Origin of the sequence: Mycobacterium sp. AT1, from assembly GCF_002043095.1 — a bacterium.
Lineage (GTDB): Bacteria > Actinomycetota > Actinomycetes > Mycobacteriales > Mycobacteriaceae > Mycobacterium.
In genome coordinates this window covers 84,638-107,748 of the sequence record NZ_MVOC01000037.1, presented here as the reverse complement: position 1 = coordinate 107,748, position 23,111 = coordinate 84,638, and the positions used below count along the sequence as shown (strand labels likewise).

21 protein-coding genes are annotated in these 23,111 nt (G+C 67.8%); 7 read left to right on the top strand and 14 right to left on the bottom strand.

Translation table 11 applies throughout. The features are described from left to right. The first annotated feature begins 9 nt into the window (after positions 1–9). Positions 10–1,182 carry a hypothetical protein gene (locus tag B1790_RS18080; RefSeq protein WP_079924634.1) on the top strand — a complete coding sequence of 391 codons (1,173 nt, stop codon included), beginning with the start codon at positions 10–12 and terminating at the stop codon, positions 1,180–1,182. Then, positions 1,182–1,790: a hypothetical protein gene (locus tag B1790_RS18075; protein ID WP_079924633.1), complete on the top strand. Its 609-nt coding sequence runs from the start codon at positions 1,182–1,184 to the stop codon at positions 1,788–1,790. Before B1790_RS18080 ends, B1790_RS18075 begins: the two co-directional genes overlap by 1 nt. 20 nt (positions 1,791–1,810) lie before the next feature. Here B1790_RS18075 and arc read toward each other — a convergent pair whose 3' ends face one another. Beyond that, on the bottom strand, positions 1,811–3,613 hold the full coding sequence (gene arc / locus B1790_RS18070; protein WP_079924632.1) for a proteasome ATPase: 1,803 nt from the start codon (positions 3,611–3,613) through the stop codon (positions 1,811–1,813). Between the two features lie 145 nt (positions 3,614–3,758). Here arc and B1790_RS18065 point away from each other — a divergent pair, with 145 nt between their 5' ends. Both B1790_RS18065 and B1790_RS18060 read left to right on the top strand, forming a co-directional pair. Next, complete coding sequence (locus B1790_RS18065) at positions 3,759–4,265, top strand: hypothetical protein (protein WP_142271366.1); 507 nt, start codon at positions 3,759–3,761, stop codon at positions 4,263–4,265. 18 nt (positions 4,266–4,283) lie between these two features. Continuing rightward, on the top strand, positions 4,284–4,778 hold the full coding sequence (locus B1790_RS18060) for a hypothetical protein (protein ID WP_198952034.1): 495 nt from the start codon (positions 4,284–4,286) through the stop codon (positions 4,776–4,778). Here the strand turns inward: B1790_RS18060 and B1790_RS18055 are convergent. Continuing rightward, positions 4,775–5,605 carry a tRNA (adenine-N1)-methyltransferase gene (locus tag B1790_RS18055; protein ID WP_079924631.1) on the bottom strand — a complete coding sequence of 277 codons (831 nt, stop codon included), beginning with the start codon at positions 5,603–5,605 and terminating at the stop codon, positions 4,775–4,777. The two genes, B1790_RS18060 and B1790_RS18055, sit on opposite strands and share 4 nt — an antisense overlap. 87 nt (positions 5,606–5,692) lie before the next feature. On the opposite strand from B1790_RS18055, the gene B1790_RS18050 reads away from it, so the two are divergent. Together B1790_RS18050 and B1790_RS18045 are read left to right on the top strand one after the other, a co-directional pair. Then, positions 5,693–6,535, top strand: coding sequence for a RecB family exonuclease (locus tag B1790_RS18050; protein WP_079924671.1), 843 nt, complete (start codon positions 5,693–5,695; stop codon positions 6,533–6,535). After that, complete coding sequence (locus B1790_RS18045; protein WP_079924630.1) at positions 6,532–7,317, top strand: thioesterase family protein; 786 nt, start codon at positions 6,532–6,534, stop codon at positions 7,315–7,317. The genes B1790_RS18050 and B1790_RS18045 overlap by 4 nt, the downstream gene beginning before the upstream one ends. A gap of 8 nt (positions 7,318–7,325) precedes the next feature. Here B1790_RS18045 and B1790_RS18040 read toward each other — a convergent pair whose 3' ends face one another. The 7 genes from B1790_RS18040 to metH all read right to left on the bottom strand — a co-directional run bounded on the left by B1790_RS18040 (position 7,326) and on the right by metH (position 16,420). Continuing rightward, the gene (locus B1790_RS18040; RefSeq protein WP_079924629.1) at positions 7,326–8,702 is read right to left on the bottom strand and encodes an FAD-containing oxidoreductase; all 1,377 of its coding nucleotides are present in this window, start codon (positions 8,700–8,702) and stop codon (positions 7,326–7,328) included. Positions 8,703–8,710: 8 nt separating this feature from the next. Next, positions 8,711–9,196, bottom strand: coding sequence for a DUF4126 family protein (locus B1790_RS18035; protein ID WP_079924628.1), 486 nt, complete (start codon positions 9,194–9,196; stop codon positions 8,711–8,713). A 24-nt stretch (positions 9,197–9,220) separates the two neighbouring features. Next, positions 9,221–10,072, bottom strand: coding sequence for an ATP phosphoribosyltransferase (gene hisG, locus B1790_RS18030; RefSeq protein ID WP_079924670.1), 852 nt, complete (start codon positions 10,070–10,072; stop codon positions 9,221–9,223). 26 nt (positions 10,073–10,098) lie between these two features. Beyond that, positions 10,099–10,380: a phosphoribosyl-ATP diphosphatase gene (locus tag B1790_RS18025; RefSeq protein ID WP_056553728.1), complete on the bottom strand. Its 282-nt coding sequence runs from the start codon at positions 10,378–10,380 to the stop codon at positions 10,099–10,101. A gap of 42 nt (positions 10,381–10,422) precedes the next feature. Next, a complete protein-coding gene (locus B1790_RS18020) occupies positions 10,423–11,904 on the bottom strand; it encodes a sugar porter family MFS transporter (protein WP_079924627.1) in 1,482 nt (493 codons plus the stop codon). A 139-nt stretch (positions 11,905–12,043) separates the two neighbouring features. Continuing rightward, on the bottom strand, positions 12,044–12,748 hold the full coding sequence (locus B1790_RS18015) for an HAD family phosphatase (protein ID WP_079924626.1): 705 nt from the start codon (positions 12,746–12,748) through the stop codon (positions 12,044–12,046). A 3-nt stretch (positions 12,749–12,751) separates the two neighbouring features. Beyond that, entirely contained in the window at positions 12,752–16,420 is a 3,669-nt protein-coding gene (gene metH, locus B1790_RS18010; protein ID WP_233165184.1) for a methionine synthase, read from the bottom strand. Between the two features lie 361 nt (positions 16,421–16,781). On the opposite strand from metH, the gene B1790_RS18005 reads away from it, so the two are divergent. Next, positions 16,782–17,642 carry a PAC2 family protein gene (locus B1790_RS18005; RefSeq protein ID WP_369832366.1) on the top strand — a complete coding sequence of 287 codons (861 nt, stop codon included), beginning with the start codon at positions 16,782–16,784 and terminating at the stop codon, positions 17,640–17,642. Here B1790_RS18005 and B1790_RS18000 read toward each other — a convergent pair. From B1790_RS18000 to B1790_RS17980, 5 genes are all read right to left on the bottom strand, one after another. Continuing rightward, positions 17,639–18,622 carry an acyl-ACP desaturase gene (locus B1790_RS18000; RefSeq protein ID WP_079924669.1) on the bottom strand — a complete coding sequence of 328 codons (984 nt, stop codon included), beginning with the start codon at positions 18,620–18,622 and terminating at the stop codon, positions 17,639–17,641. The genes B1790_RS18005 and B1790_RS18000 overlap by 4 nt on opposite strands. Further along, complete coding sequence (locus tag B1790_RS17995) at positions 18,619–20,019, bottom strand: DUF1254 domain-containing protein (RefSeq protein WP_079924668.1); 1,401 nt, start codon at positions 20,017–20,019, stop codon at positions 18,619–18,621. The genes B1790_RS18000 and B1790_RS17995 overlap by 4 nt, the downstream gene beginning before the upstream one ends. Before the next feature lie 119 nt (positions 20,020–20,138). Next, positions 20,139–21,026 (bottom strand): SDR family oxidoreductase, encoded by an 888-nt coding sequence (locus B1790_RS17990; RefSeq protein ID WP_079924623.1) that lies wholly within the window; start codon positions 21,024–21,026, stop codon positions 20,139–20,141. A gap of 21 nt (positions 21,027–21,047) precedes the next feature. Continuing rightward, a complete protein-coding gene (gene mshC / locus B1790_RS17985) occupies positions 21,048–22,286 on the bottom strand; it encodes a cysteine--1-D-myo-inosityl 2-amino-2-deoxy-alpha-D-glucopyranoside ligase (RefSeq protein WP_079924622.1) in 1,239 nt (412 codons plus the stop codon). 94 nt (positions 22,287–22,380) lie between these two features. Continuing rightward, positions 22,381–23,088 (bottom strand): 3'(2'),5'-bisphosphate nucleotidase CysQ, encoded by a 708-nt coding sequence (locus tag B1790_RS17980; RefSeq protein ID WP_079924667.1) that lies wholly within the window; start codon positions 23,086–23,088, stop codon positions 22,381–22,383. Positions 23,089–23,111: the final 23 nt, after the last annotated feature.

Genomic DNA, 23,111 nt, shown 5'->3' with positions numbered 1-23,111 from the left:
TCCATCACAATGTTTGCCGTGCCCGACATGCAGCAGGTCCACGAGTGGTTTCTGCATCGTGGACTGCCGCTGGTGCTCACCAGGCGGGTGCGTTCACGCAATCTGATCGAGCGTTCGGCACCGATGGTCAGCGGTGTCGGTGCACTCACCGCCGTGACCATGCTGCTGGCCGAGGTGACGGGCGACTCCCCCGACTACGGTTACACCCTGCGCCTGGGCGTCATCGCCGTCGTCCTCGTCGCCGCGCCCTTCGCGCTGTACGTGCTGCACCGCCTCGACACCACCCGCGGCGAGGCGGGCCGCCGCACGGCGGCGCTGCTGGTCATGGCGATCTTCGTGGTCGTGATGCCGGTGACCGTCAGCGGGTGGTCGGCCGCCGCGGCGGCGGAGGCACCCGCGTTCGTCGCCATCACCCTGCTGGCGATCTGGCTCACCTACATCGGGTTCGGCTCGATCGCCGGTTGGGCGTTCCGGTTCGCCTGGGTGCAGTTGGGCGCGCTCGGCACGCTGATGAGCCGCGCCCTTCCCCTGCTGATGCTGACCGTGGTGGTCTACTTCACCGGCGAGCTCTGGCAGCTCGCCGCCCGCATGACGCGCCAACGGCTGTGGCAGGTCATCGGATTTCTCGCCCTCGTCGCGCTGGCCTTCATGGTGACGACGATCCGCGACGAGGTGCGGGCGCTGCGCGACGACCGCGCCGAGCAGACCGACCAGGCCAGCCTCCTGACCGGAACGCCGCTGGCCGTGACTCCGGGTGAACAGATCCCCCGCACCCCGCTGTCGCGCGCCGAACAGATCAACGTCGTCGCCGTGATGGTGGTGTCCCAGGCGATCCAGGTGGTCTTCTTCACGGCGGGCCTGTTTGCCTTCTTCCTCGCCCTCGGCATCGTCGCGGTCCCGTACGACGTCGCCGTCCTGTGGTCGGGCGAGCAGACCTGCACCGTCGGCCAACCACCCTGCGCCGGAACGTGGTTCGGGGTTCACATTCCGATTCCGCAGACGGTCGTGCACATGTCGTTGTTCGTCGCGGTGCTCTCCGGGCTGTACTTCACGGTCAGCACCAGCGTCGACCCGCTGTATCGGCAGCGATTCTTCGACCCGCTGATCGCCGACGTCGCCGTCAGCCTGGCGGGCCGTGACGCCTACCTGGAACTCGACTCGCGCGTACGATCAGGCACCTGATGACGTCGGAATCACTGTTCGGCAAGCGCTACGGCGAGGTGCTGCTGATCCGCGTCGGCGAGGACGGACCCACGGCGACGGTCTACAACACCTTCCCGCTCAACGACTGCCCGGCCGATCAGTGGGAGCGTCTCGACGCCGCGGCCGTCGCAGCGGAGAACGACGCCGTCGGCGCGCTGCTCAACGGGCCCCGCTATTGGCTGATGAGCCACATCGAGAAGCGCGGCGGCACCGATCAGGAGCGACGGACCTTTGGCGGCATCGAGATGCTCCGCCAAGCCACCGTGGTGCTGTCGTCGACGAATCCGGCGCCGTACAGCGTCAACGAGGTCGACCGCAAGGCCGTCTTCGTCTACGACGCGGGGCAACCGGTGTTCGAGCTCGTCGACCCGCAGGGTCGAGTTTGGCTGATGCAGACCTACAGTCAGACCGTCGACCCGACGCTCGACCTCACCGATCTGCCGGGCCTGGCCGCTCACCTGAACCTGCCCGAGGGCTGGAGCTACCAGACCCGCACCCTCGACGCGGAGCTGCGCGTCGACACCTCGACCACCGCTGCGCACGTCCTACAAGACGATCAGGCCAACAGCTATTCGCTGCTGGCCTGATTCGCTCTCGACGGTGTGCGCTACAGGTACTGACCCAGGTTCGACTCGGTGTCGATGGCGCGGCTGGCCGACGAACTCTTGCCGGTGACGAGCGTGCGGATGTAGACGATCCGCTCGCCCTTCTTGCCCGAGATGCGGGCCCAGTCGTCGGGATTCGTGGTGTTGGGCAGGTCCTCGTTCTCGGCGAACTCGTCGACGATCGAGTCCAACAGATGCTGAATCCGCAGACCGTGCTGACCGCTTTCCAGCACCGACTTGATCGCGAACTTCTTGGCCTTGTCGACGACGTTCTGAATCATCGCCCCGGAGTTGAAGTCCTTGAAGTACATGACTTCCTTGTCACCGTTGGCATAGGTGACCTCCAGGAACCGGTTCTCGTCGACCTCGGCGTACATCCGGTCGACGACCTTCTCGATCATCGTCTTGATGGTCAGCGCGCGATCCCCGCCGAACTCGGCGAGATCGTCGGCGTGCACGGGAAGGTTCTCGGTCAGGTACTTGGAGAAGATGTCCTGTGCCGCTTCGGCATCCGGGCGCTCGATCTTGATCTTGACGTCCAGGCGGCCGGGCCGCAGGATCGCCGGATCGATCATGTCCTCACGGTTGGAGGCACCGATGACGATGACGTTCTCCAGGCCCTCGACGCCGTCGATCTCGCTCAGGAGCTGAGGGACGACGGTGGTCTCGACGTCGGAGCTGACGCCGGTGCCGCGGGTGCGGAAGATCGAGTCCATTTCGTCGAAGAACACGATGACCGGGGTGCCTTCGGACGCCTTCTCGCGGGCCCGCTGGAAGATCAAGCGGATGTGCCGCTCGGTCTCGCCGACGAACTTGTTCAGCAGTTCCGGACCCTTGATGTTGAGGAAGTAGGACTTCGCCTCACGGGCGTCCTCGCCGCGAACCTCGGCCATCTTCTTGGCCAGTGAGTTGGCCACGGCCTTGGCGATGAGGGTCTTTCCGCACCCGGGAGGTCCGTAGAGCAGCACGCCCTTCGGCGGCCGCAGCGAGTACTCGCGGTAGAGGTCCTTGTGCAGGAACGGCAGCTCGACGGCGTCGCGGATCTGCTCGATCTGCCGAGTCAGGCCACCGATGTCCTCGTAGCTGACGTCCGGCACCTCTTCGAGCACCAGATCCTCGACCTCGGCCTTGGGAATGCGCTCGAAGGCGTAGCCGGCCTTCGTGTCGACCAGCAGTGAGTCACCGGGACGCAGCTTCCTGGGCCGACGGTCGTCGTCGGAGTCCTCGGCGTCGGGATCCTCGACCAAGAACTCCGCGGCGACCAGTGGCTCGGCGAGCCAGACGATGCGTTCCTCGTCGGCATGCCCCACGACGAGCGCCCGATGGCCGTCACCGAGGATCTCGCGCAGCGTGCTGATCTCGCCGACGGACTCGAACGTGCCGGCCTCGACGACGGTCAGTGCCTCGTTGAGCCGGACGGTCTGGCCCTGCTTGAGATCCTTCACCTCGATGTTCGGCGAGCACGTCAGCCGCATCTTGCGACCGGAGGTGAACACGTCGACGGTGTCGTCCTCGTGGCTGCCGAGAAGAACGCCGTAGCCGCTGGGTGGCTGACCAAGGCGGTCGACCTCCTCACGCAGCGCCAGCAACTGCTGACGGGCCTCCTTGAGGGTGTCCATCAGCTTGGCGTTGCGCGCCGCCAACGAGTCGATGCGCGCCTCGAGTTGGTGAACGTCCCGAGCACTTCGGAGGCCGCTGTCGGGCCCTACCGACTGCTCGAGCTGCTCGCGAAGCGCGGCGGCTTCGCGGCGCAGTTCTTCCAATTCGGCAGCTTCGCCACTGGACATGGGCTGTGACTCACTCATGTTGCGCCCCTCCCCGCACCGAAAGTTGGTGCAGTAACGACTTCAACGCTACCGGCGATTCAGTCTTTGTGTGTGCTCTAGGAATTCGACACACCAGCAACACTGTTAGCCTCCTTGAAGAGTTTGACCGATTGAAAGGACAGCCGTGATCCTGAAAACCCTCGTTACCGGCATGGCAGCAGTTGCCGTCGTAGCCGCAGCAGCGGGTGGTGTGACGTCCGTTGCATCGAGCCTCGGCTCGGGCGCGTCATCGTCCACGGCGGCCATCCAGCCGGTAGTCATCGGCATTCCACTCCCGCAGGCACCGGCTCCGGATCTCCAGGCACCCCTGCTCCAGACGCTCAACGGCCTCGCCGGCGGCGGGTCGTTCTCCGGTGCCAAGGGCACCTACATCGAAGGCGGCCTCGGCCGCTTCGAGGGTATCGCCGCCGACCGCGAGTACAGCAAGGCCGCGGCCAAGGGGTACTTCCCGCTGAGCTTCGTCGTCGCCGACGTTGACTCCGACGGCACGATCGCCACAGCGAACGTCACCGCCACCGCGAACACCGGGGTGACCAAGACCGAGCCGGTGACCTTCGTCGCCGGCCCCAGCCCGACTGGCTGGCAGATCTCCAAGCAGTCCGCCCTCGGATTGCTGTCGTCGAACGGCTGAGTGCACCGCACCCAAGGCTTGACCACGAGCGCCGTCACCCTGGTGGCGGCGCTCTGGCTTGGCGGCTGCGCCCCCGAACCACCCTCGGCCGGACCGCAGAGCCCCCGTTCGACGACGGCCACGATGCGTCCCGCGATGCCGACGGTCGCCCCGCTGCCCGCGGCCGACCAGTTGACCGGCGTGCTCTACCGGCTCGCCGACACGTCGGTTCCCGCTGAGCAGAAGGTCGCCCTGGTGCAGTACGCCACGGCCGACGACGTGCCAGCGCTGAGGAACTTCGGCGAAGCCCTCGTCGCCAGTGGTTTCACCCCGCTGAGCGTGGACGCCGCCGACCTCCGGTGGGGTGGCGATCCGGGGCACGTCATCGCCTCCGTCACGATCGGCTCCCCCAATCCGCAGGTTCGCCCGTTCACGTTCCCGATGGAGTTCGCCCCGGTCCGGAACGGGTGGCAGCTGTCCAAGCGCACCGCCGACCAGTTACTGCCGCTCGTCGGACCCGAACCACCTCGTTAGGTGGCGAAGCGCTTTCGCCGGTACGGCGCGGGCGTCACGGTTCCTGGCGCCAACTTGCGCGCGCTGACCAGGAACGCCGTATGGCCGCGCATCGAGTGCTGAGGGCGCACGGCGAGGCCGACGACGTCCCAGCCCCGCTGCAGCGACTCCCAGGCCCGCGGCTCGGTCCAGCACAGCTGCTCCCGCAGCGCCTCGACGATCCGCGACAACTGCGTCACCGTGGCGACGTAGACCATCAGGACGCCACCGGAGACGAGCGCACCGGCGACCGCGTCGAGGACCTCCCACGGCGACAGCATGTCGAGCACCGCGCGGTCGACCTGCGGTCCGTCGTAGGTGTTGAGGTCGGCGATGCGGAGGTCCCAGTTCGCGGGGCGCTCACCGTAGAAGGTCACGACGTTGCGCTCGGCGTGCACGGCGTGGTCCTCGCGCAGCTCGTAGGACACCACGGCGCCCTCGGGGCCGACCGCACGCAGCAGCGAGCAGGTCAACGCGCCCGATCCCGCACCGGCTTCCAGCACACGCGCGCCGGGGAAGATGTCCCCCTCGTGCACGATCTGCGCGGCGTCCTTCGGGTAGATGACCTGCGCACCGCGGGGCATCGACAGCACGTAGTCCATCAGTAGCGGGCGCAGCACCAGGAACGGATCACCGTTGGCGGACTTGACCACGCTGCCCTCGGGCTGCCCGATCATCGAATCGTGCGCGATGCCGCCGCGATGGGTGTGGTACTCGCCGCCGGCGGCGAGCACCATGGTGTAGTGCTTGCCCTTGGCGTCGGTCAGCTGGACACGATCGCCTACCTCGAACGGCCCGGTGCGTTTCACAGCTGATCAGCCTGCCAGCAGACCCGCCGCCTCCGGTGCGCGGGGTTGTCGGAGGCGCGTCATAGGCTTTCCTTCGTGACCGAGGCAGTGACTGAGGACGTGAGCGCGCCGACCCGGCGTCCCGCCCTGTCACCGTCACGGGCCAGCGACTTCAAGCAGTGCCCGCTGCTGTATCGCCTTCGTGCCATCGACAGGTTGCCGGAGCCGTCCTCACCCGCCCAGGTCCGCGGGACGGTCGTGCACGGTGCGCTGGAGCTGCTCTACGCGCTGCCCGCGGCCAGCCGGGTGGCCGCCACCGCGATGACGTTGGTCGAACCGGCGTGGCAGGACATGGCCGCCTCCCGCCCCGAGCTCGCCGACGACGTGGATCCGGCGCTTCGGGACAAGCTGCTCGACGAGGCCCGCGCGCTGGTGTCCGGGTACTACCGACTGGAGGACCCGACGCGGTTCGATCCCGAGAGCTGCGAGCAGCGAGTGGAAGTCGAGCTCTCCGACGGCACTCTGCTGCGCGGGTTCGTCGACCGGATCGACGTCGCCCCCACCGGTGAGATGCGGGTGGTGGACTACAAGACCGGCAAGGCGCCGTCGGCCACCCGCGAGCTCGCCGAGGCCAAGGCGTTGTTCCAGATGAAGTTCTACGCCGTGGCGCTGCTGCGTTCCCGTGGAGTGCTCCCCGCCCGCCTTCGGCTGCTGTACCTCGCCGACGGGCAGGTGCTCGACTACACCCCCGACCTCGACGAGCTGGTGCGCTTCGAGAAGACGCTGATGGCGATGTGGCAGGCCATCCAATCGGCCGGTGTGACGGGCGACTTCCGACCCAAGCCGTCCCGGATGTGCGACTGGTGCGCCCACCACGCGCATTGCCCGACGTTCGGCGGCACGCCGCCGCCCTACCCCGGCTGGCCGATGCCGGTGGAGCCCGCCGCATGACCGACGCCTTCTACCGTCGGCTGGATTCCGACGGCGACGTCCAGGTGTTCTCCTCGACCGAGAGCACGGCAAGCAACTGGAGCAGCGAAATACAGCACGGGTCACCGCCGTTGGCGTTGCTGACCAAGGCCGTCGAGGAGTTGGCGGCGCCCGGCGGTCAGCGCATCGGCAGGTTGACCCTCGACATCCTCGGCGCGATTCCGGTGGCGCCGGTGCGAGTGCGGGCCTGGACCATGCGGCCGGGAGCCCGCATTTCGCTGCTGGGCGCCGAGATGTCGCCGGTGGGTGTCGACCGGCCCGTTGCCCGGGTGACGGCCTGGCTGCTGGCCACCTCCGACACGGCCGACGTGGCCACCGACCGCTACCCACCCCTGGTCGAGGGTGAGAGCGTGCCGCACGCCCACGGCTGGGCCGGCGCGCCCGGGTACCTGGAGAAGGTCAGCTGGCGGACTCAGGCCACTGCGCCGGGTGAGGCCGCAGTCGGCTGGCTCAGCCCCCTGGTGCCGTTGGTGGCAGGCGAGGACACCACCGCCGTGCAGCGGCTCGCCATGGTCGTCGACTCCGCCAACGGCGTCGGCGCGGTACTCGACCCGGACCGATTCCTGTTCATGAACACCGACACCTCCGTGCACCTGCACCGGGCGCCGGAGGGCGAGGACTTCGCACTGCGTTCCCGGGCGTCGATCGGCCCGGACGGGATCGGCGCGACCACCGCGGAGATCTTCGACCGCCGCGGCTTCGTCGGCACGTCGGTCCAGACGCTTCTGATCCAGCGGCGTTGAGGCTCAGGTCAATTCAGCGGGGTCAGCTCCTGCAGCATCGTCGGCACCAGCTCGCTGACCGTCGGGTGGATGTGCATCGTCCGGGAGATGGCCGTGTAGGGCAGCTTCGCGGTCATCACGTCGAGGATGTCCTGGACCACCTCGTCACCGCCGACTCCGAGGATCGACGCACCGAGGATCTCGTGGGTTTCGGCGTCGACGACGACCTTCATGAAACCCCGGGTCTCGCCCTTCTCGACGGCGCGGCCCACCTTCGTCATGGGCCGCTTGCCAACCAGCGCCTTGCGGCCCGACGTGCGGACTTCGTCGGCGGTCATGCCGGCCCGGCCCAGCGGCGGATCGATGTACAGCGCGTAGGTCGGCACGCGGTCGCTGACCCGGCGCGGGTCGTCGTCGAGCAGATTGGCCGCAACGATCTCGAAGTCGTTGTACGAGGTGTGGGTGAACGCGCCCTTGCCGTTGCAGTCCCCCATCGCCCAGACGCCGTCGACCGTGGTGCGCAACTGGTCGTCGACGACGACGTATCCACGCTCGTCGGTCTCGATCCCGGCGACGTCGAGCCCGAGGTCGTCGGTGTTGGGCCTGCGACCGGTCGCCACCAACAGATGGCTGCCCGAGATGGGGTCGGCGCCGTCACGCGGATAGAGGTCGAAGCCAGACCCGTTGTCGTGCTTCATGATTCGCATGCCGGTCGCACCGACGTGCACGTCGACGCCCTCGCTCTCCAGGATCTCCTGAATCGCGGCGGACACGTCTTCGTCCTCGCGGGCGGTCACCCTCGGACCGCGCTCGACGACGCTGACGCGGGCGCCAAAGCGGCGATACATCTGCGCGAACTCCAACCCGATGTAGCTGCCGCCGATGATCACCAGGTGTTCGGGAACGACGTCCAGGTCGAGGATGCCGACGTTGGTCAGGTAGTCGACGTCGGCGAGCCCTGGGATCGGGGGCGCGGTCGCGCGGCCGCCGACGTTGAGGAAGATCCGGTCGGCCTCCAGCACCTGGTCGTCGACCCGAATGGTGTGGGGTCCCTCGAAGCGGGCGTGGCCTCGGATGAAGGTGCACCCGTCCATGCCCTCGAGCCAGGACTCGAGGCCGTGGCGGTCGCCCTGGCTGATCTCGTCCTTGCGCGCCTTGACCTTTGCCATGTCGACGACGACCTCGCCGGTGGTGATGCCGTAGTCCGCACCGCGGCGCGCGGCGTGCGCGACGTGCGCGCTGGCCACCAGCGTCTTGGTGGGGATGCACCCGGTGTTGACGCAGGTGCCGCCGACCAGCTTGCGTTCGATCACGGCCACCGTCTGGCCCGCCGCGGTCAGCCTGCCCGCCAGCGGCGGTCCCGCCTGCCCCGCGCCGACGACGATCGCGTCGTATCTCGTCGTCACGCCGACCCTCAGAACGCGGTCGACGCCAGGGCGACGACGGCGAGGCCGCCGAGCACCGCGATCGCGTCCTCGGTCAGTGCGACGGGCAGGTCCCGCCCGCCGTTGGCGGCGACCAGGCGGCTGCGGGCCTGGTAACCGCCGAGCGTGCCGAGGACGCCACCGATCATGCCCGCCCCGATGCCGAGGATGGTGTGGTGCGTACCGGCCCCGATGACGGCACCGGCGAACGCGCCCGTCAGCAGTCGCGCGATGAACTGCGAAGGCACGGTGCGGCTGGGGGTCTTGGGCAACTGGTCGGTGACCAGTTCCACGACCAGCAGCACGGTGAGCACCCCGACGGTGATGGGATGGCCGACCCACTGCGCCCAGGTGCCGTCGACTGGCAGCCAGCCGAGCAGCGCGCCCCAGGCGACGATCGCAGGCGGGGTCAGTGCGCGAAGTCCGGCCACGACACCGATGAGGAGAGCCAGGACGATCACCAGGACTTGCGTCATGGCTGGAAAGTTAACACTGAATGCTCAGAAGCGGCAGAACCTGATGTCGGAGGCCAGGATCGCCTTGGCGCCGATGGCCGCCAACTCGTCCATGATGGCGTTGACGGTCCGGCGCGGCACCAGCGCCCGCACCGCGACCCAGGCCGGATCGGCCAGCGGCGCGATGGTGGGCGACTCGAGTCCGGGGGTGACCGCGGTCGCCTGCTCCAAAACCGTTCGCGGGCAGTCGTAGTCGAGCATCAGGTACTGCTGACCGAACACCACGCCCTGGACGCGGCCCGCGAGCTGGTCGCGAGCCCGTGCCGTCGCCGGATCCGGGTCGGCGCGCTCGATCAGGATGGCCTCCGAATCGCACAGCGGCTCGCCGAATGCCACCAGGCCGTGCAGGCCCAGGGTGCGGCCCGTCCCCACGATGTCGGCGATGACGTCGGCGAGACCCAGCTGCACCGAGATCTCGACGGCGCCGTCGAGCCGGATGACGGTGGCCTCAATGCCCTTGGCAGCCAGATCCTTTCGGACCAGGTTCGGGTAGGCGGTGGCGATGCGCTTGCCCGCGAGCCCGGCGACGGTCCACTCGGGGCCGGCAGGCGCGGCGTACCGGAAGCTCGACGAGCCGAAGCCGAGCGCCAGCCGCTCCTGGACGGGGGCGTCGGATTCCTGCGCGAGATCGCGGCCGGTGATCCCGAAGTCCAGCTCACCCGATCCGACGTAGATCGCGATGTCCTTGGGACGCAGAAAGAAGAATTCGACGTTGTTCGCCGGGTCGACGACGGTCAGGTCCTTGGGGTCGCGCCGGCGGCGGTACCCGGCCTCGGAGAGGATCTCGGCGGCCGATTCGCTGAGCGCACCCTTGTTGGGGACGGCGACGCGGAGCATGGCGTTGTTCGTGCCAAGTGAATCGTTCACAGCTTGGCGTACACGTCGTCGAGGGTCAGACCCCGCGAGATCATCAGGACCTGCGTCCAGTAGAGGAGCTGGCTGATCTCCCCCGCCAGCTCGTCGTCGCTCTCGTGTTCGGCGGCCAGCCACACCTCGCCGGCCTCCTCGAGGACCTTCTTGCCCAGTCCGTGCACGCCGCCGTCCAGTGCCTTGACGGTGCCACTACCTGCGGGTCGGGTTTGCGCGCGCTCGCTGAGTTCGGCGAACAGCGCGTCGAAGGTCTTCACGGCAGGCGATTGTTCCACGTCACCGCCCGTGAAGTCACGGCGGTTTCACGCCGAGCCGTCTCAGGCGGTCTTCGCGGGCTTGTCCGACGCGACGATCGCGCCGTGCATGTCCTCCAGCGAGACGCCCTTCGTCTCCATGACCCACTTCCACACGAACAGTCCGGACAGCACCGCGCACAGACCGTAGAAGCCGTACGCCAGGCCCAGGTGACTCCGCAGTTCGGGGAACGACACGGTGATCAGCCAGTTGGCCACCCATTGACCGGCCGCGGCGAGACCGAGGGCGGCGGCGCGGATGCGGTTGGGGAACATCTCGCCGAGCAGCACCCAGACCACCGGGCCCCAGGACATGCCGAACGCGACGACGAACAGGTTCGCCGCGATCAGCGCGATGATGTCGGTGCCCTCGGGGAGGGCCGGAACGCCGTCGGCGCCCACCGTCGCGTTGGCGAAGATGACGGACATGGTCAGCAGGGTCACGGCCATTCCGGCAGAACCGATGAGCAGCAGCGGCTTACGGCCGATCTTGTCGATCAGCGCGATGGCGATGAGCGTCGTCGCCACGTTGATCACCGAGGTGATCACGGTTGACCACGCTGCCTCGGACTCGGAGAAGCCGACCGCCTGCCACAGCACGTTGGAGTAGTAGAAGATCACGTTGATGCCGACGAACTGCTGGAAGACCGACAGTCCGAGGCCCACCCACACGATGCCGTAGAAGCTGAGGACGCTGCCGCCAGGCTTACGCATGTCCTTCCAGGACGGCTTGTCCTCGCGCTCCAGAGTCTCCTTGATGCGATCGATGGTGATCTCGAGGTTCTTCTCGCCGAGCAGCAGGTTCAGCACCCTGCGGGCTTCCGGGATCTTGTGGCTGGCGACGAGATACCGCGGTGACTCTGGAATCGTGAAGGACAACACGCCGTATACGACTGCGGGCACCATCATCACCAGGAACATCCACCGCCAGGCCTCGAGGCCGAACCACAGGTTCTCGCTGGCACCGCCCGCGATCGTCTGCAGCAGGGTGTTGACGGCGAAGGACAGGAAGATGCCCAGCACGATCGCCAACTGTTGCAGCGAACCCAATCTGCCCCGGATCCGGGGCGGCGAGGTCTCCGCGATGTAGGCGGGCGCGATCACCGAGGCGACCCCGACACCGATACCGCCGATCACGCGGAAGACCACCAGGGTGACGACCTCGGGCGCGAACGCCGTCCCGATGGCACTGACGAAGAACAGGACCGCGGCGATCTTCATCACCGAGATGCGGCCGATCTTGTCGGCGATGCGACCCGCCGTCATCGCGCCGACCGCGGCGCCGAGGAGCGCCGACGCCACGGCGAATCCCAATTCGATCGAACCGACCTGGAATTGCTCCTCGATCGACTTGACCGCGCCGTTGATGACGGCGCTGTCGTAGCCGAACAGCAGGCCGCCAAGTGCTGCGACGCCGGCGATGCGGACGGCCGTGCCACCGGAGGAGAAGTCTTCGTCCGAGATCGCCGACGGCTCGTCGGATACCGGGGGACCCTGACCAGCCATGGAGGTTCCTTTCGCAGCGCTGCGTGATGCTCGTCAGATCACGATAGGACACTGCGACGCTCGAAATGGCCGTATGCCACTTGGCATTTCGCCGATCTTGAACATGCCTGGCGTCAGCGAACCCAGGCGTTGAGCAAAACTACTGCTCTGATTGCGATCCCACACCGCCAGCAACACCGGCGAGAGTGCTCAACCGGTCGTGAATCGCGCGCAGCCCGTCGACGCCGACCTCGGTCAGCGACACCGCGTGGTGACGTCGGGGCCCCTCGGGTACCTCGACGTCGTTGGGTACGACGAGCACCGGGCACCCGGCCGCCTCGGCAGCCAACGATCCCGTCACCGAATCCTCGACGGCCAAGCACTGCTCGGGTTCGAGACCCAGCAGTCGGGCCGCACGCAGATATGGGTCCGGTGCCGGCTTGGCGTTCTCGACCTCGTCACCGCAGACCGACGCCGAGAAGTAGTGGCTGCCAATGCTCTTCAGCGCGCGTTCGGTGAGCCCGCGGCGCGTGTTGGTGACCAACGCCATCGGGACGCCTGCGGCGGTCAACGCGTCGAGCATCTCTCGGGCACCGGGCATCCAGGTCAGACCCTGCTCGAAGAGGTCGCCGGTGTAGTCGTGCAACCAGTCCGCAGACTCCTCCATCGCGACCGGATCCTGAGCCAGGCCAAGATCCGAGTACACGATGCGCATCAGCCCCTCCGACGAGCTGCCCACCGTGCTGTCCCGCACCTCGGGGGTCATCACGCCACCGAGGCGCCCGTAGAGCGCCTGCAGCGAGACGTCCCACAGCTTCTCGGAGTCGACGAGGGTGCCGTCCATGTCCCATAACACTGCAAGCATTGGTCAGTCCTCCGGGTTGTAGCCGAGATTGGGGGCGAGCCAGCGCTCGGCTTCCTTCAGGGTCCAGCCCTTGCGCTTCGCGTAGTCGGCCACCTGGTCCTGGGAGATCCGGCCGACCACGAAGTACTGCGACTGCGGGTGGCTGAAGTACCAGCCGCTGACGGCGGCACCGGGCCACATCGCCATCGACTCGGTCAGCTCGATGCCGGTGCGCTCCTTGACGTCCATCAGGTCCCAGAGCGTCGCCTTCTCGGTGTGCTCGGGGCAGGCCGGGTAGCCGGGGGCCGGTCGAATTCCGACGTACTTCTCGCCGATCAGATCCTCGTTGTCGAGCTGCTCGTCGGGCTGAAAACCCCAGAACTCCTTGCGAACCCGCTGGTGCATCCGCTCGGCGAACGCCTCTGCCAGCCGGTCGGCGAGCGATTCGAGCAGGATGGCGTTGTAGTCGTCGTTGGCCGCCTTGAACTCGTCGATCTTGTCGCGGATGCCGAGCCCCGTGGTGACGGCGAAGGCTCCGACGTAATCGGCCAGCCCAGTCTCCTTGGGCGCGATGAAGTCACCGAGACTGCGATTCGGGATGCCGTCTCGGTGCTCACCCTGCTGGCGCAGGTTCCGCAACGTGGTCAGCACCTCGGTCCGGGTGTCGTCGGTGTAGACCTCGACGTCGTCGCCGACCGCGTTCGCGGGGAAGAAGCCGATCACGCCGTTGGCGGTCAGCCACCTCTCCTTGATCATGGTGTCGAGCATCTCCTGGGCGTCCTCGTACAGCTTGCGCGCCGTCTCGCCGGAGACCGGGTTGTTGAGGATGTCGGGGAATCGGCCCTTCATCTCCCAGGCGTTGAAGAACGGCTGCCAGTCGATGTACTCGCGCAACTCGGCGAAGTCGTAGTCGAGGAATTCACGAACTCCCGTGCCTTGCGCGGGCACCGGCGGCGTATAGCCCTCCCACTCGATCGGCGTCCGGTTGGCTCGAGCCTTCTCCAGCGTGAGCATCTTCCGCTCGCTCTTCTGAGCGTGCCGTTCGCGCAGGGCGGCGTAATCCTTCTCAGTGGCCTCCAGCAGGGCAGGCCGCTGCTTGTCGTCCAGCAGGGCGGCCGCGACCGGCACCGAGCGGGACGCGTCCTTGACCCAGACCACCGGTCCCTTGCGGCGCGGCGCCACCTTGACGGCGGTGTGCGCCCTAGATGTGGTGGCGCCACCGATGAGCAAGGGAATCGTCAGCCCCTGACGCTCCATCTCGACGGCGAAGTTGACCATCTCGTCCAGGGACGGGGTGATCAGGCCGGACAGCCCGATGATGTCGGCGTCGTGCTCCTTGGCGGCGTCCAGGATCTTCTGGGCGGGCACCATCACGCCGAGGTCGATCACCTCGTAGTTGTTGCACTGCAGCACGACCCCGACGATGTTCTTGCCGATGTCGTGGACGTCACCCTTGACCGTCGCCATGATGATCGTGCCGTTGGTGTCCTTCTTCGCAGTGGCTCCTGGCAGGGGCTGGGCCTTCTCCGCCTCGATGAACGGCAGCAGGTACGCCACGGCCTTCTTCATCACCCTTGCCGACTTCACCACCTGGGGCAGGAACATCTTGCCAGCGCCGAAGAGGTCGCCGACGACGTTCATGCCGTCCATCAGCGGACCCTCGATCACCTCGATGGGCCGCCCTCCCGCGGCCTCGATCTCGGCGCGCAGTTCCTCGGTGTCGGCGTCGACGTTGGCGTCGATGCCCTTCACCAAGGCGTGGGTGATCCGCTCGCGGACCGGGAGACTGCGCCACTCGGCGGCAACCGGGTCGTCGGCCTTCTCGGAGCTGTTGAACCGCTCGGCGATCTCCAGCAGCCGTTCCGCCGCGTCCTCGCGACGGTTGAGCACGACGTCCTCGATGCGGTCCCGCAGCTCGGGGTCGATCGAGTCGTACGGCACCAGCGCGCCCGCGTTGACGATGCCCATGTCCAGGCCGGCCTTGATGGCGTGGAAGAGGAACACCGCATGGATGGCCTCGCGGACGGGGTTGTTGCCGCGGAACGAGAACGACACGTTGGAGATGCCGCCGGAGATGTGCACCCCTGGCAGGTTCTCCTTGATCCAGGAGCAGGCCTCGATGAAGTCGATGCCGTAGGTCGCGTGCTCCTCGATGCCCGTCGCCAGCGCGAAGCAGTTCGGGTCGAAGATGATGTCCTCGGCCGGGAAGCCGACCTCTTCGGTCAGGATCCGGTAGGCGCGCCCGCAGATCTCCTTGCGGCGCTCCAGGTTGTCGGCCTGGCCCTGTTCGTCGAAGGCCATCACGACGACCGCGGCGCCGTACTTGCGGCACAGCCGGGCCTCGCGGACGAACTTCTCCTCGCCCTCCTTCATGGAGATCGAGTTGACGATCGGCTTGCCCTGGACGTTCTTCAGGCCCGCCTCGATGACCTCCCACTTGGAGGAGTCGATCATCACGGGGACGCGGCTGATGTCCGGCTCGGCCGCGATCAGCTTGGTGAAGCGGTCCATCGCGGCGACACCGTCGATCATGCCCTCGTCCATGTTGACGTCGATGACCTGCGCACCGACCTCGACCTGCTGCAACGCGACCGACAGGGCGGTGTCGTAGTCCTCGGCCTTGATCAGGTTGCGGAACCGGGCCGAGCCGGTGATGTTGGTGCGCTCGCCGATGTTGACGAACAGGGAGTCGGAGGTGATGTTGAGCGGCTCGAGACCCGAGAGCCGGGTGGCCACCGGGATCTCCGGCAGCTCGCGCTGAGGTTTGCCCTCGACGACCTTGGCGATCTCGGCGATGTGCTCCGGGGTGGTGCCGCAGCACCCGCCGACCAGGTTGACCAGCCCGGCCTCGGCGAATTCGGCGATGTAGCCGGCCTGGGCCTCCGGGGACTCGTCGTACTCGCCGAAGGCGTTGGGCAGTCCGGCGTTCGGGTAGCAGGAGACGAAGGTGTCCGCGATGCGCGCCACCTCGGCGATGTACGGCCTCATCTCCGGCGCGCCAAGGGCGCAGTTGAGGCCGACCGCGAGCGGCTTCGCGTGCCGGATCGCGTTCCAGAACGCCTCGGTGACCTGCCCGGACAGCGTTCGGCCTGACGCGTCGGTGATGGTGCCCGAGATGATCAGCGGCCAGCGGCGGCCGCGCTCCTCGAACAGCGTCTCCACGGCGAACACCGCCGCCTTCGCGTTCAGCGAGTCGAAGATGGTCTCGACGATGAGAAGGTCGGAACCGCCGTCGACGAGGCCGTTGGCTGCCTCGAGGTAGGCGGCGACCAGCTGGTCGTAGGAGACGTTGCGGGCACCGGGGTCGTTGACGTCCGGCGAGATCGACGCGGTCCGCGTCGTCGGCCCGATGGCGCCCGCGACGTAGCGGGGCTTGTCGGAGGTGCTGAACTCGTCGGCCGCCTTGCGGGCCAGCGCCGCGCCCGCGTAGTTCAGCTCGTAGCTGAGGTCGGACATGTCGTAGTCCGACAGCGAGACCGCGTTCGCGTTGAACGTGTTGGTCTCGAGGATGTCGGCGCCCGCCTCGAGGTATTCGCGGTGGATGCCCTCGATGATCTGCGGCTGCGTCAGGGTGAGCAGGTCGTTGTTGCCCTGAAGCGCGCTCGGCCACTCCGTGAACCGGTCACCGCGGTAGCCGGCCTCGTCTGGCCGGTCCCGCTGGATCGCGGTGCCCATGGCGCCGTCGATGACCATGATCCGCTCGCGCAGCGCGGCCGTCAGAACATCGGTGCAGTCGGGGCGGATGTTCGGCTCGAAGCCATCGCTAGCCGTGCTCGCTTCCACGTGCACTCCTTCCGTTACGGAAGGCGTCCTTAACTCTGCCGAGCGTGGCGGATACCGAGGAGAATCAGCCCTCCGGCAACCGTTGCAACGCCTCTCGACCGAGCAAGTCTACGTCGTCATCCGACAGACGACCGGACGCCCACGTCCTGCGGTCTTGGTTACCCAGGGTAACGAGGCTGTAGCCGAAGGTATTTCACGGCAACGCCAGCGCGTACGGCGACCCGCCAGGAGATGGCGCTCGCCGGTGCCGGGCAGGGCTTACGCTTGCCTGGTGACAGACCTGCCCAACCTGCAGGACACGATCATCGTGGCAGCCTTCGAAGGCTGGAACGACGCCGGTGACGCGGCCAGTGACGCGCTCGAGCACCTCGACGTGATCTGGGAGGCCGACACCATCGTCGAGATCGACGACGAGTCCTACTACGACTACCAGGTGAATCGCCCGGTGATTCGCCAGATCGACGGCGTCACCCGCGAGTTGGTGTGGCCCTCGATGCGCATCTCGCATTGCCGCCCGCCTGGCAGCGACCGCGACATCGTGCTGATGCACGGCGTCGAGCCGAACATGCGGTGGCGAACGTTCTGCGCCGAGTTGCTGGCCATCGCCGAGAAGCTCAACGTCGAGACCGTCGTGATCCTGGGCGCACTGCTGGCTGACACGCCGCACACCAGGCCGGTGCCGGTCTCCGGGGCCGCCTACTCCCCCGAATCGGCGAAGTTCTTCGGCCTCGAGGAGACCCGGTACGAGGGCCCCACGGGCATCGCCGGCGTCTTCCAGGACGCCTGTGTGGCCGCCGGCATCCCGGCCGTGACGTTCTGGGCCGCGGTGCCGCACTACGTGTCGCAGCCGCCGAACCCCAAGGCGACGGTGGCGTTGCTGCGTCGCGTCGAGGACGTCCTCGACATCGAGGTGCCGCTGGCCGATCTGCCGATCCAGGCCGAGGAGTGGGAGCAGGCCGTCACCGAGATGACCGCCGACGACGACGAGATCGCCGAATACGTGCAGACTCTCGAAGAGCGCGGCGACGCCGAGGTGGACATGACCGAGGCCCTCGGCAAGATCGACGGCGACGCGTTGGCCGCGGAGTTCGAGCGGTACCTGCGCAGGCGTGGGCCCGGCTACCGGGGTTAGACGAGCGCCTTGGCCGCGACGCGGTCCGCCTTGCGCGCGGCGCGTTCGAGGTACCTGCCCTTCGCGTCATCGAACTTGACCGCTTCGGCCTCGAGCTTCTCGAGGAACGCGCCCAGCTCGTCGCGGCTGCGCTCGCCGTCTGCGGTGAAGTCGGTGCGCTCGAAGATCCGCCACTTGCGCAGCACCGGCAACACCACCTCGTCGAGGTGCTGGCGGGCGTCGTAGATGCCGCCGACGGCCATCGTCACCGCGTTGCGCCGAAAGTTCGGGATCGAGAAGCCAGGCATCGCGAAGTTGACCAGGATGCGCGTGATGGAGTGCATGGCGCGGTCGGGCGACAAATCGAGCGCCGCCCCGGTCAGTCCGCGGTAGAAGATCATGTGCAGGTTCTCGTCGAATGCGATGCGCTTCAGCAGCGCGTCGGCGACGGGTTCGTCGCACGCCTTGCCGGTGTTGCGGTGGGACACCCTGGTGGCCAACTCCTGGAACGTCACGTAGGCGGCTGCGTCGAGGAACGATTCCGGCGCGACGTCACCCTGACCCTGCTGCCCCGGGCTGAACCCCGAGGTGACCTGCAGCATCCTGGCCCGTTCCAGCTCCACGGGGTCGACGGCCCTGGTGACCACCAGGTAGTCGCGCAGGGCGATCCCATGCCGGTTCTCCTCGACCGTCCACCGGTTCACCCAGGTGCCCCAGGCGTCGTCGACGGTGAAGTACCCGGCGACCGCGCGGTGATACGACGGCAGGTTGTCCTCGGTCAGCAGGTTGGTGACCATGGCGACGCGCGCCAGCTCGGACAGCGGCGACCGTTCGAGCTCCCATTCCGACCCGCCGAGTGCCGCGTAGTTGGAGCCGTCCGACCATGGCACGTAGTCGTGCGGGGACCAGTCCCTGGTGGTGGCGAAGTGTTGGTTGAGGCCGGCTTCCACGACCGGTTCGAGTTCGGCGATGAGCTCGGGGTCGGTCAGGAGGCGTGTCACGCCACCACCTTCTCGGGCTTCGGCGCCTGCCATTGACCGTCCAGCGCGTCGGGCTTGGGCCAGTACAACCGCAGCACCAACGAGAAGGGGCCCTCGGGGGCCGGCAGCCAGTTCGGTTCGCGCTCCGGCCCTGGTGAATTCCGCTGCACGTACAGCGTGTAGCCGCCGTCGGCGTCGGGGACCAGCTCGCGGAGCATCGGCGAGTTGATCAGGTAGCGGTTGATCGGGTTGGCCACCAACAGGCTCTTCGGCAGCCCGTACATGGTCAACGACCAGAACGCGTTGACGGGCGGCAGCTGGCCCGGGGCGAAGTGGTAGGTGTAGTCGTTGGCGCCGGTGAGCGGCGCGCCCGCCGCGTCGACGGAGAAGTTCGGGTACAGCGCCTCGGCGGCGGTGTTGCCGTAGATGCCGAACACCGCGCCGGCCATCCGGTTCAGGTAGTTGCCCTTGAGGTCCTCCTTGGTGCCAAACAGGCTGGCGGAGGACAGCTTTCCGGTGTCGATCTCGTTCTTCTTCAGAGCGTCGAGTTCGGCCCAGGCGTCGGCCATGCCGTCTTGGATCGCGGTGCGCATCTCGGGCGAGAGCTTCTCGGCGTCGAAGGAACCGTCGGGACCGATGCCGATGGTGGCGAACCGGTCCCGCATCGCCTTTTCCGACGGCAGCGTCGGGGTGAACTTCATGACGAAGTTCAGGATGTCGAAGAACTGGGGTGAGGTGCGCTCCTGGTCGGGGGTCAGGGCGGGGACGAAGTCGATCGCGGGGGCCGGTGGCGGCAGCGGCTGCTTGAGGAAGACCGACAGCGGCTCCACCCGATAACCGTCCTGAATCCGCTTGACGGCGTCCAGGTCCAGCGGCTCGAACAACTGGGTGCGGTAGAGCACCAGCGCCAGCTCGGTGTCGGACCGGATGACCTCGTTGACGCCCGCGGGCTTGGGTCCCGTCCAATTGGGGCCTGCCAGAAGGTATTTGCCGCCGCTGTTGCCGGTGGTCCGGCTGCCGACGTAGGCGAAGTTCGCCGTGTACTGGTCGATGAACTGCAGCGAGAAGTACCGGTCCTGCTCGACCGGCGGCACGGTGAGCACCAGCGGCTCGGTGCGCAGGTCGGCTCCGACGACCGAGTACGGCGTGTCGGAGTTCGGCGTCTGGATCGTGGTGTCGGCCGGCGTGTAAACCCGTGCGGTGTTGTGGATTTCGTTCCAGCCGCCCTTGTACTCGGCGTCGCCCTTGTCCACGAAGTAGGAGTACATGACGCGGTAGTCGTCGACCATCGGGAAGCCGTAGACGTAGGCCTCCTTCGCGATCGCCCTGGCCTGCTCGGGGCTCACCGCCGACGACGGTGGCGGCGGCGGCGCGGAGCCGACGACCTCGGGCTTCTCGCTCTTCGCGCAGGCGGCCATGACGACGACGAGCACCGCCGCGACGCTTACGGCAACGGCCCGGCGGAGGTGTGTCGACTTCACGACATCATCAAACCATCGGAGCGCCTACCCGCCTCGGATCCCCGATTGGCGGGGTGTCACGTCGTCGGGGGCGAATCCAGGGCCTCGGAATGGGCGCTCGTCGAACGGCCGAGTGCCACCACTTCGGCGTCCATCCGAGGCAGGAGGTCTGGCACGAACCTCTTGATCGGCGCCTCGCCGATGCGGGTCGACATGATCGGCTTGAGCCACCGCAGCGCACCCACCCAGCGCGGGCAGTACACCCGGGTCTTCCGCCCCTCGATGCCGTCGACGAAGGCAGCGCCGCACTTCTCCACCGACGTGGTGACGTTCACCGGATACGGGAGCTTGGACAACATCTCGCCGAAGGTGGACAGGTCGGTCTTGGTGTCGCGCACCATCGCCGTGTCGACCCACGACATGTGCGCCGAGCCGACGTCGACGCCGTGGTGGGCGACCTCGAGTCGCAGCGCGTTCGCAAACTGCTCCACCGCGGCCTTGCTCGCGTTGTACGGCGCCAATCCCGGGGCGGCGGTGAAGGCGGCCAGCGACGACACGACCAGCACGTAGCCGCGACGCTCGACGATCGCCGGAAGCGCGGCTCGCACGGTGTGGAACACCCCGAGGACGTTGACGTCCATCAGCCGCTTGAACGCCGCCGGGTCGACCTGCAGCACCGAACCGTAGCTGGCGATGCCCGCATTGGCGACCACGACGTCGACGCCGCCGAAGCGCTGAACCCCGGCGTCGACCGCGGCCTGCATGGCGGGCAGGTCGCGGACGTCGGCGGTCACCGTCAACACGCGATCACCACCGAGTGCCGCGGCGAAGCTGGCGAGCGCACCCGCGTCGACGTCGGTCAACAGCAGCCGAGCACCCTTGGCGTGCAACCGCCTGGCGACCTCCGCGCCGACGCCGGCCGCGCCACCGGTGATGAACACGACCTTGCCGTCAACCGAAGCCATGGGCGGCAAGGTACCTCGTGGCTAGAGCGCGACTCCGAGCAGCGCGTCGACGGCCGCCGCCACCCGGCCGGGCGCCTCGACGTCGTCGCCGCCGTACTGCTGCGCGTCGGCAACCCAACCGTCAAGTGCGGCAAGGGCTTTGGGAGTGTCGAGGTCGTCGGCGAGGTACTGCCTGACCCTGGCGACCACGTCGGTGGCATCGGGTCCGGCAGGCAACGCCGTCGCCGCCCGCCACCGGGCAAGTCGGTCCTGCGCCTCGGCGAGAACCGCGTCACTCCAGTACCGGTCGGAACGATAGTGCCCGGCGAGCAGACCCAGCCGGATGGCAGCGGGGTCGACACCCTCGGCGCGGAGCTTGGAGACCAGCACCAGGTTGCCGCGACTCTTGCTCATCTTGTGACCGTCCCAGCCGATCATCCCGGCGTGGACGTAGTGCCTGGCGAAACGTCGCTCCCCCGTTACCGATTCGGCGTGGGCGGCCGAGAACTCGTGGTGCGGGAAGATCAGATCACTGCCGCCACCCTGGACGTCGAGCCCGGTGCCGATGCGATCCAGAGCGATGGCGGCACACTCTACGTGCCACCCCGGCCGACCAGGCCCGAACGGCGACGGCCAACTCGGCTCGCCCGGCCGCTCCGCACGCCACAGCAGCGCGTCCAACGCGTCACCCTTGCCCGCCCGGTCGGGGTCCCCGCCCCGCTCGGCGAACAGCCGCAGCATGGTCTCGCGGTCGTACCCCGACTCGTAGCCGAACTGCGCGGTCGCGTCGGCCCGGTAGTACACGTCGGGATACTCCGCGTCCTCCACCACGTACGCCGCGCCGGAGGCCAGCATCTTCTCCACCAGCTCGATCACCTCGGCGATCGCGTCGGTGGCGGCCACGTAGTCCTGCGGAGGAAGGACGCGCAGAGCCGCCATGTCCTCGCGGAAGAGCTGGGTCTCGCGAGCCCCTAGCTCGCGCCAGTCGATGCCGTCGCGCGCAGCCCGCTCGAACAGCGGATCGTCGACGTCGGTGACGTTCTGGACGTAGTGCACGTGATGGCCGGCGTCGAGCCAGGCCCGGTAGACCAGGTCGAAGGTCAGATAGGTCGCCGCGTGGCCGAGGTGGGTCGCGTCGTACGGGGTGATGCCGCACACGTACATGGTCGCGGTCTCACCGGCCGCCACCGGACGCACCTGTTGGTCGGCGCTGTCGAAGAGGCGCAACGGCGTTCCCACACCGGTGAGCTGCGGAACGGTCGGCGCAGGCCACGATTGCATGGCTCCGACTCTAGGGTGTGCGTTCAGTTCGGCCTCCGACGGTGGTTGTTCGCAGTGTGGGACAACGGGCGGAGCTGATCCATTCCCGGTTCGCTCAAAACACCGATCGAATCGCCTCGAGCAGGGTGTCCGCAAGCTCCGGCCTGCACATCACGAAGTCGGGCAGATACGGGTCCGGCCGGTTGTAGCGAAGGGGCGACCCGTCCAGCCGCGAGGCGTGCAGACCCGCTGCGGTCACCACGCCGGACGGAGCCGCAGAGTCCCACTCGTACTGGCCGCCGGCGTGGACGTAGGCGTCGACGTCGCCGCGGACGACCGCCATGGCCTTGGCGCCTGCGGACCCGATGCCGACCAGTTCGACGTCGAGCATGTCCCGCAGCCACCACAGCACCGTTGGCGGGCGGTGGCGGCTCGTCGCGATACGAATGGGCCCCGCTTCGCGCGGCGGCGGTGCCGTCACGGTGTCACTGCGATACGCCTCGCCGAGCGCGGGCAACCCGACCACGGCGTCGGTGATCACGCCGTCGGGTCCACCCGTTCGCTGCCACAGTGCGATGTGCACCGCCCAGTCGGTGCGCCCCGGCGTCGAGAACTCCCTGGTGCCGTCGACGGGGTCGACGATCCACACCCGGTCGGCGCGGATCCGCGACAGGTCGTCGGCCGCCTCCTCGGAGAGGACGGCGTCGTCGGGCCGGTGCTCGCGGAGCCGGTTGAGGATCAGGGTGTTGGCGCGCCGGTCACCGGCGTCGCCGAGATCGTAGTAGTCGTCGAAGCCGATCTCGGCGCGCAACGCGACGAGCATGCGACCGGCCTCGGCGGCCACCT

What these genes read in the sequence shown, in the direction of transcription:
- metH (WP_233165184.1), bottom strand. Translation starts at nt 16,420, where the DNA reads ATGGTCATCGACGGCGCCATGGGCACCGCGATCCAGCGGGACCGGCCA.
- B1790_RS18035 (WP_079924628.1), bottom strand. Translation starts at nt 9,196, where the DNA reads ATGACGCAAGTCCTGGTGATCGTCCTGGCTCTCCTCATCGGTGTCGTG.
- B1790_RS18080 (WP_079924634.1), top strand. Translation starts at nt 10, where the DNA reads ATGTTTGCCGTGCCCGACATGCAGCAGGTCCACGAGTGGTTTCTGCAT.
- arc (WP_079924632.1), bottom strand. Translation starts at nt 3,613, where the DNA reads ATGAGTGAGTCACAGCCCATGTCCAGTGGCGAAGCTGCCGAATTGGAA.
- B1790_RS17990 (WP_079924623.1), bottom strand. Translation starts at nt 21,026, where the DNA reads ATGGCTTCGGTTGACGGCAAGGTCGTGTTCATCACCGGTGGCGCGGCC.
- mshC (WP_079924622.1), bottom strand. Translation starts at nt 22,286, where the DNA reads ATGCAATCGTGGCCTGCGCCGACCGTTCCGCAGCTCACCGGTGTGGGA.
- B1790_RS18045 (WP_079924630.1), top strand. Translation starts at nt 6,532, where the DNA reads ATGACCGACGCCTTCTACCGTCGGCTGGATTCCGACGGCGACGTCCAG.
- B1790_RS17995 (WP_079924668.1), bottom strand. Translation starts at nt 20,019, where the DNA reads ATGGCCGCCTGCGCGAAGAGCGAGAAGCCCGAGGTCGTCGGCTCCGCG.
- B1790_RS17980 (WP_079924667.1), bottom strand. Translation starts at nt 23,088, where the DNA reads ATGCTCGTCGCGTTGCGCGCCGAGATCGGCTTCGACGACTACTACGAT.
- B1790_RS18075 (WP_079924633.1), top strand. Translation starts at nt 1,182, where the DNA reads ATGACGTCGGAATCACTGTTCGGCAAGCGCTACGGCGAGGTGCTGCTG.
- hisG (WP_079924670.1), bottom strand. Translation starts at nt 10,072, where the DNA reads ATGCTCCGCGTCGCCGTCCCCAACAAGGGTGCGCTCAGCGAATCGGCC.
- B1790_RS18020 (WP_079924627.1), bottom strand. Translation starts at nt 11,904, where the DNA reads ATGGCTGGTCAGGGTCCCCCGGTATCCGACGAGCCGTCGGCGATCTCG.
- B1790_RS18015 (WP_079924626.1), bottom strand. Translation starts at nt 12,748, where the DNA reads ATGCTTGCAGTGTTATGGGACATGGACGGCACCCTCGTCGACTCCGAG.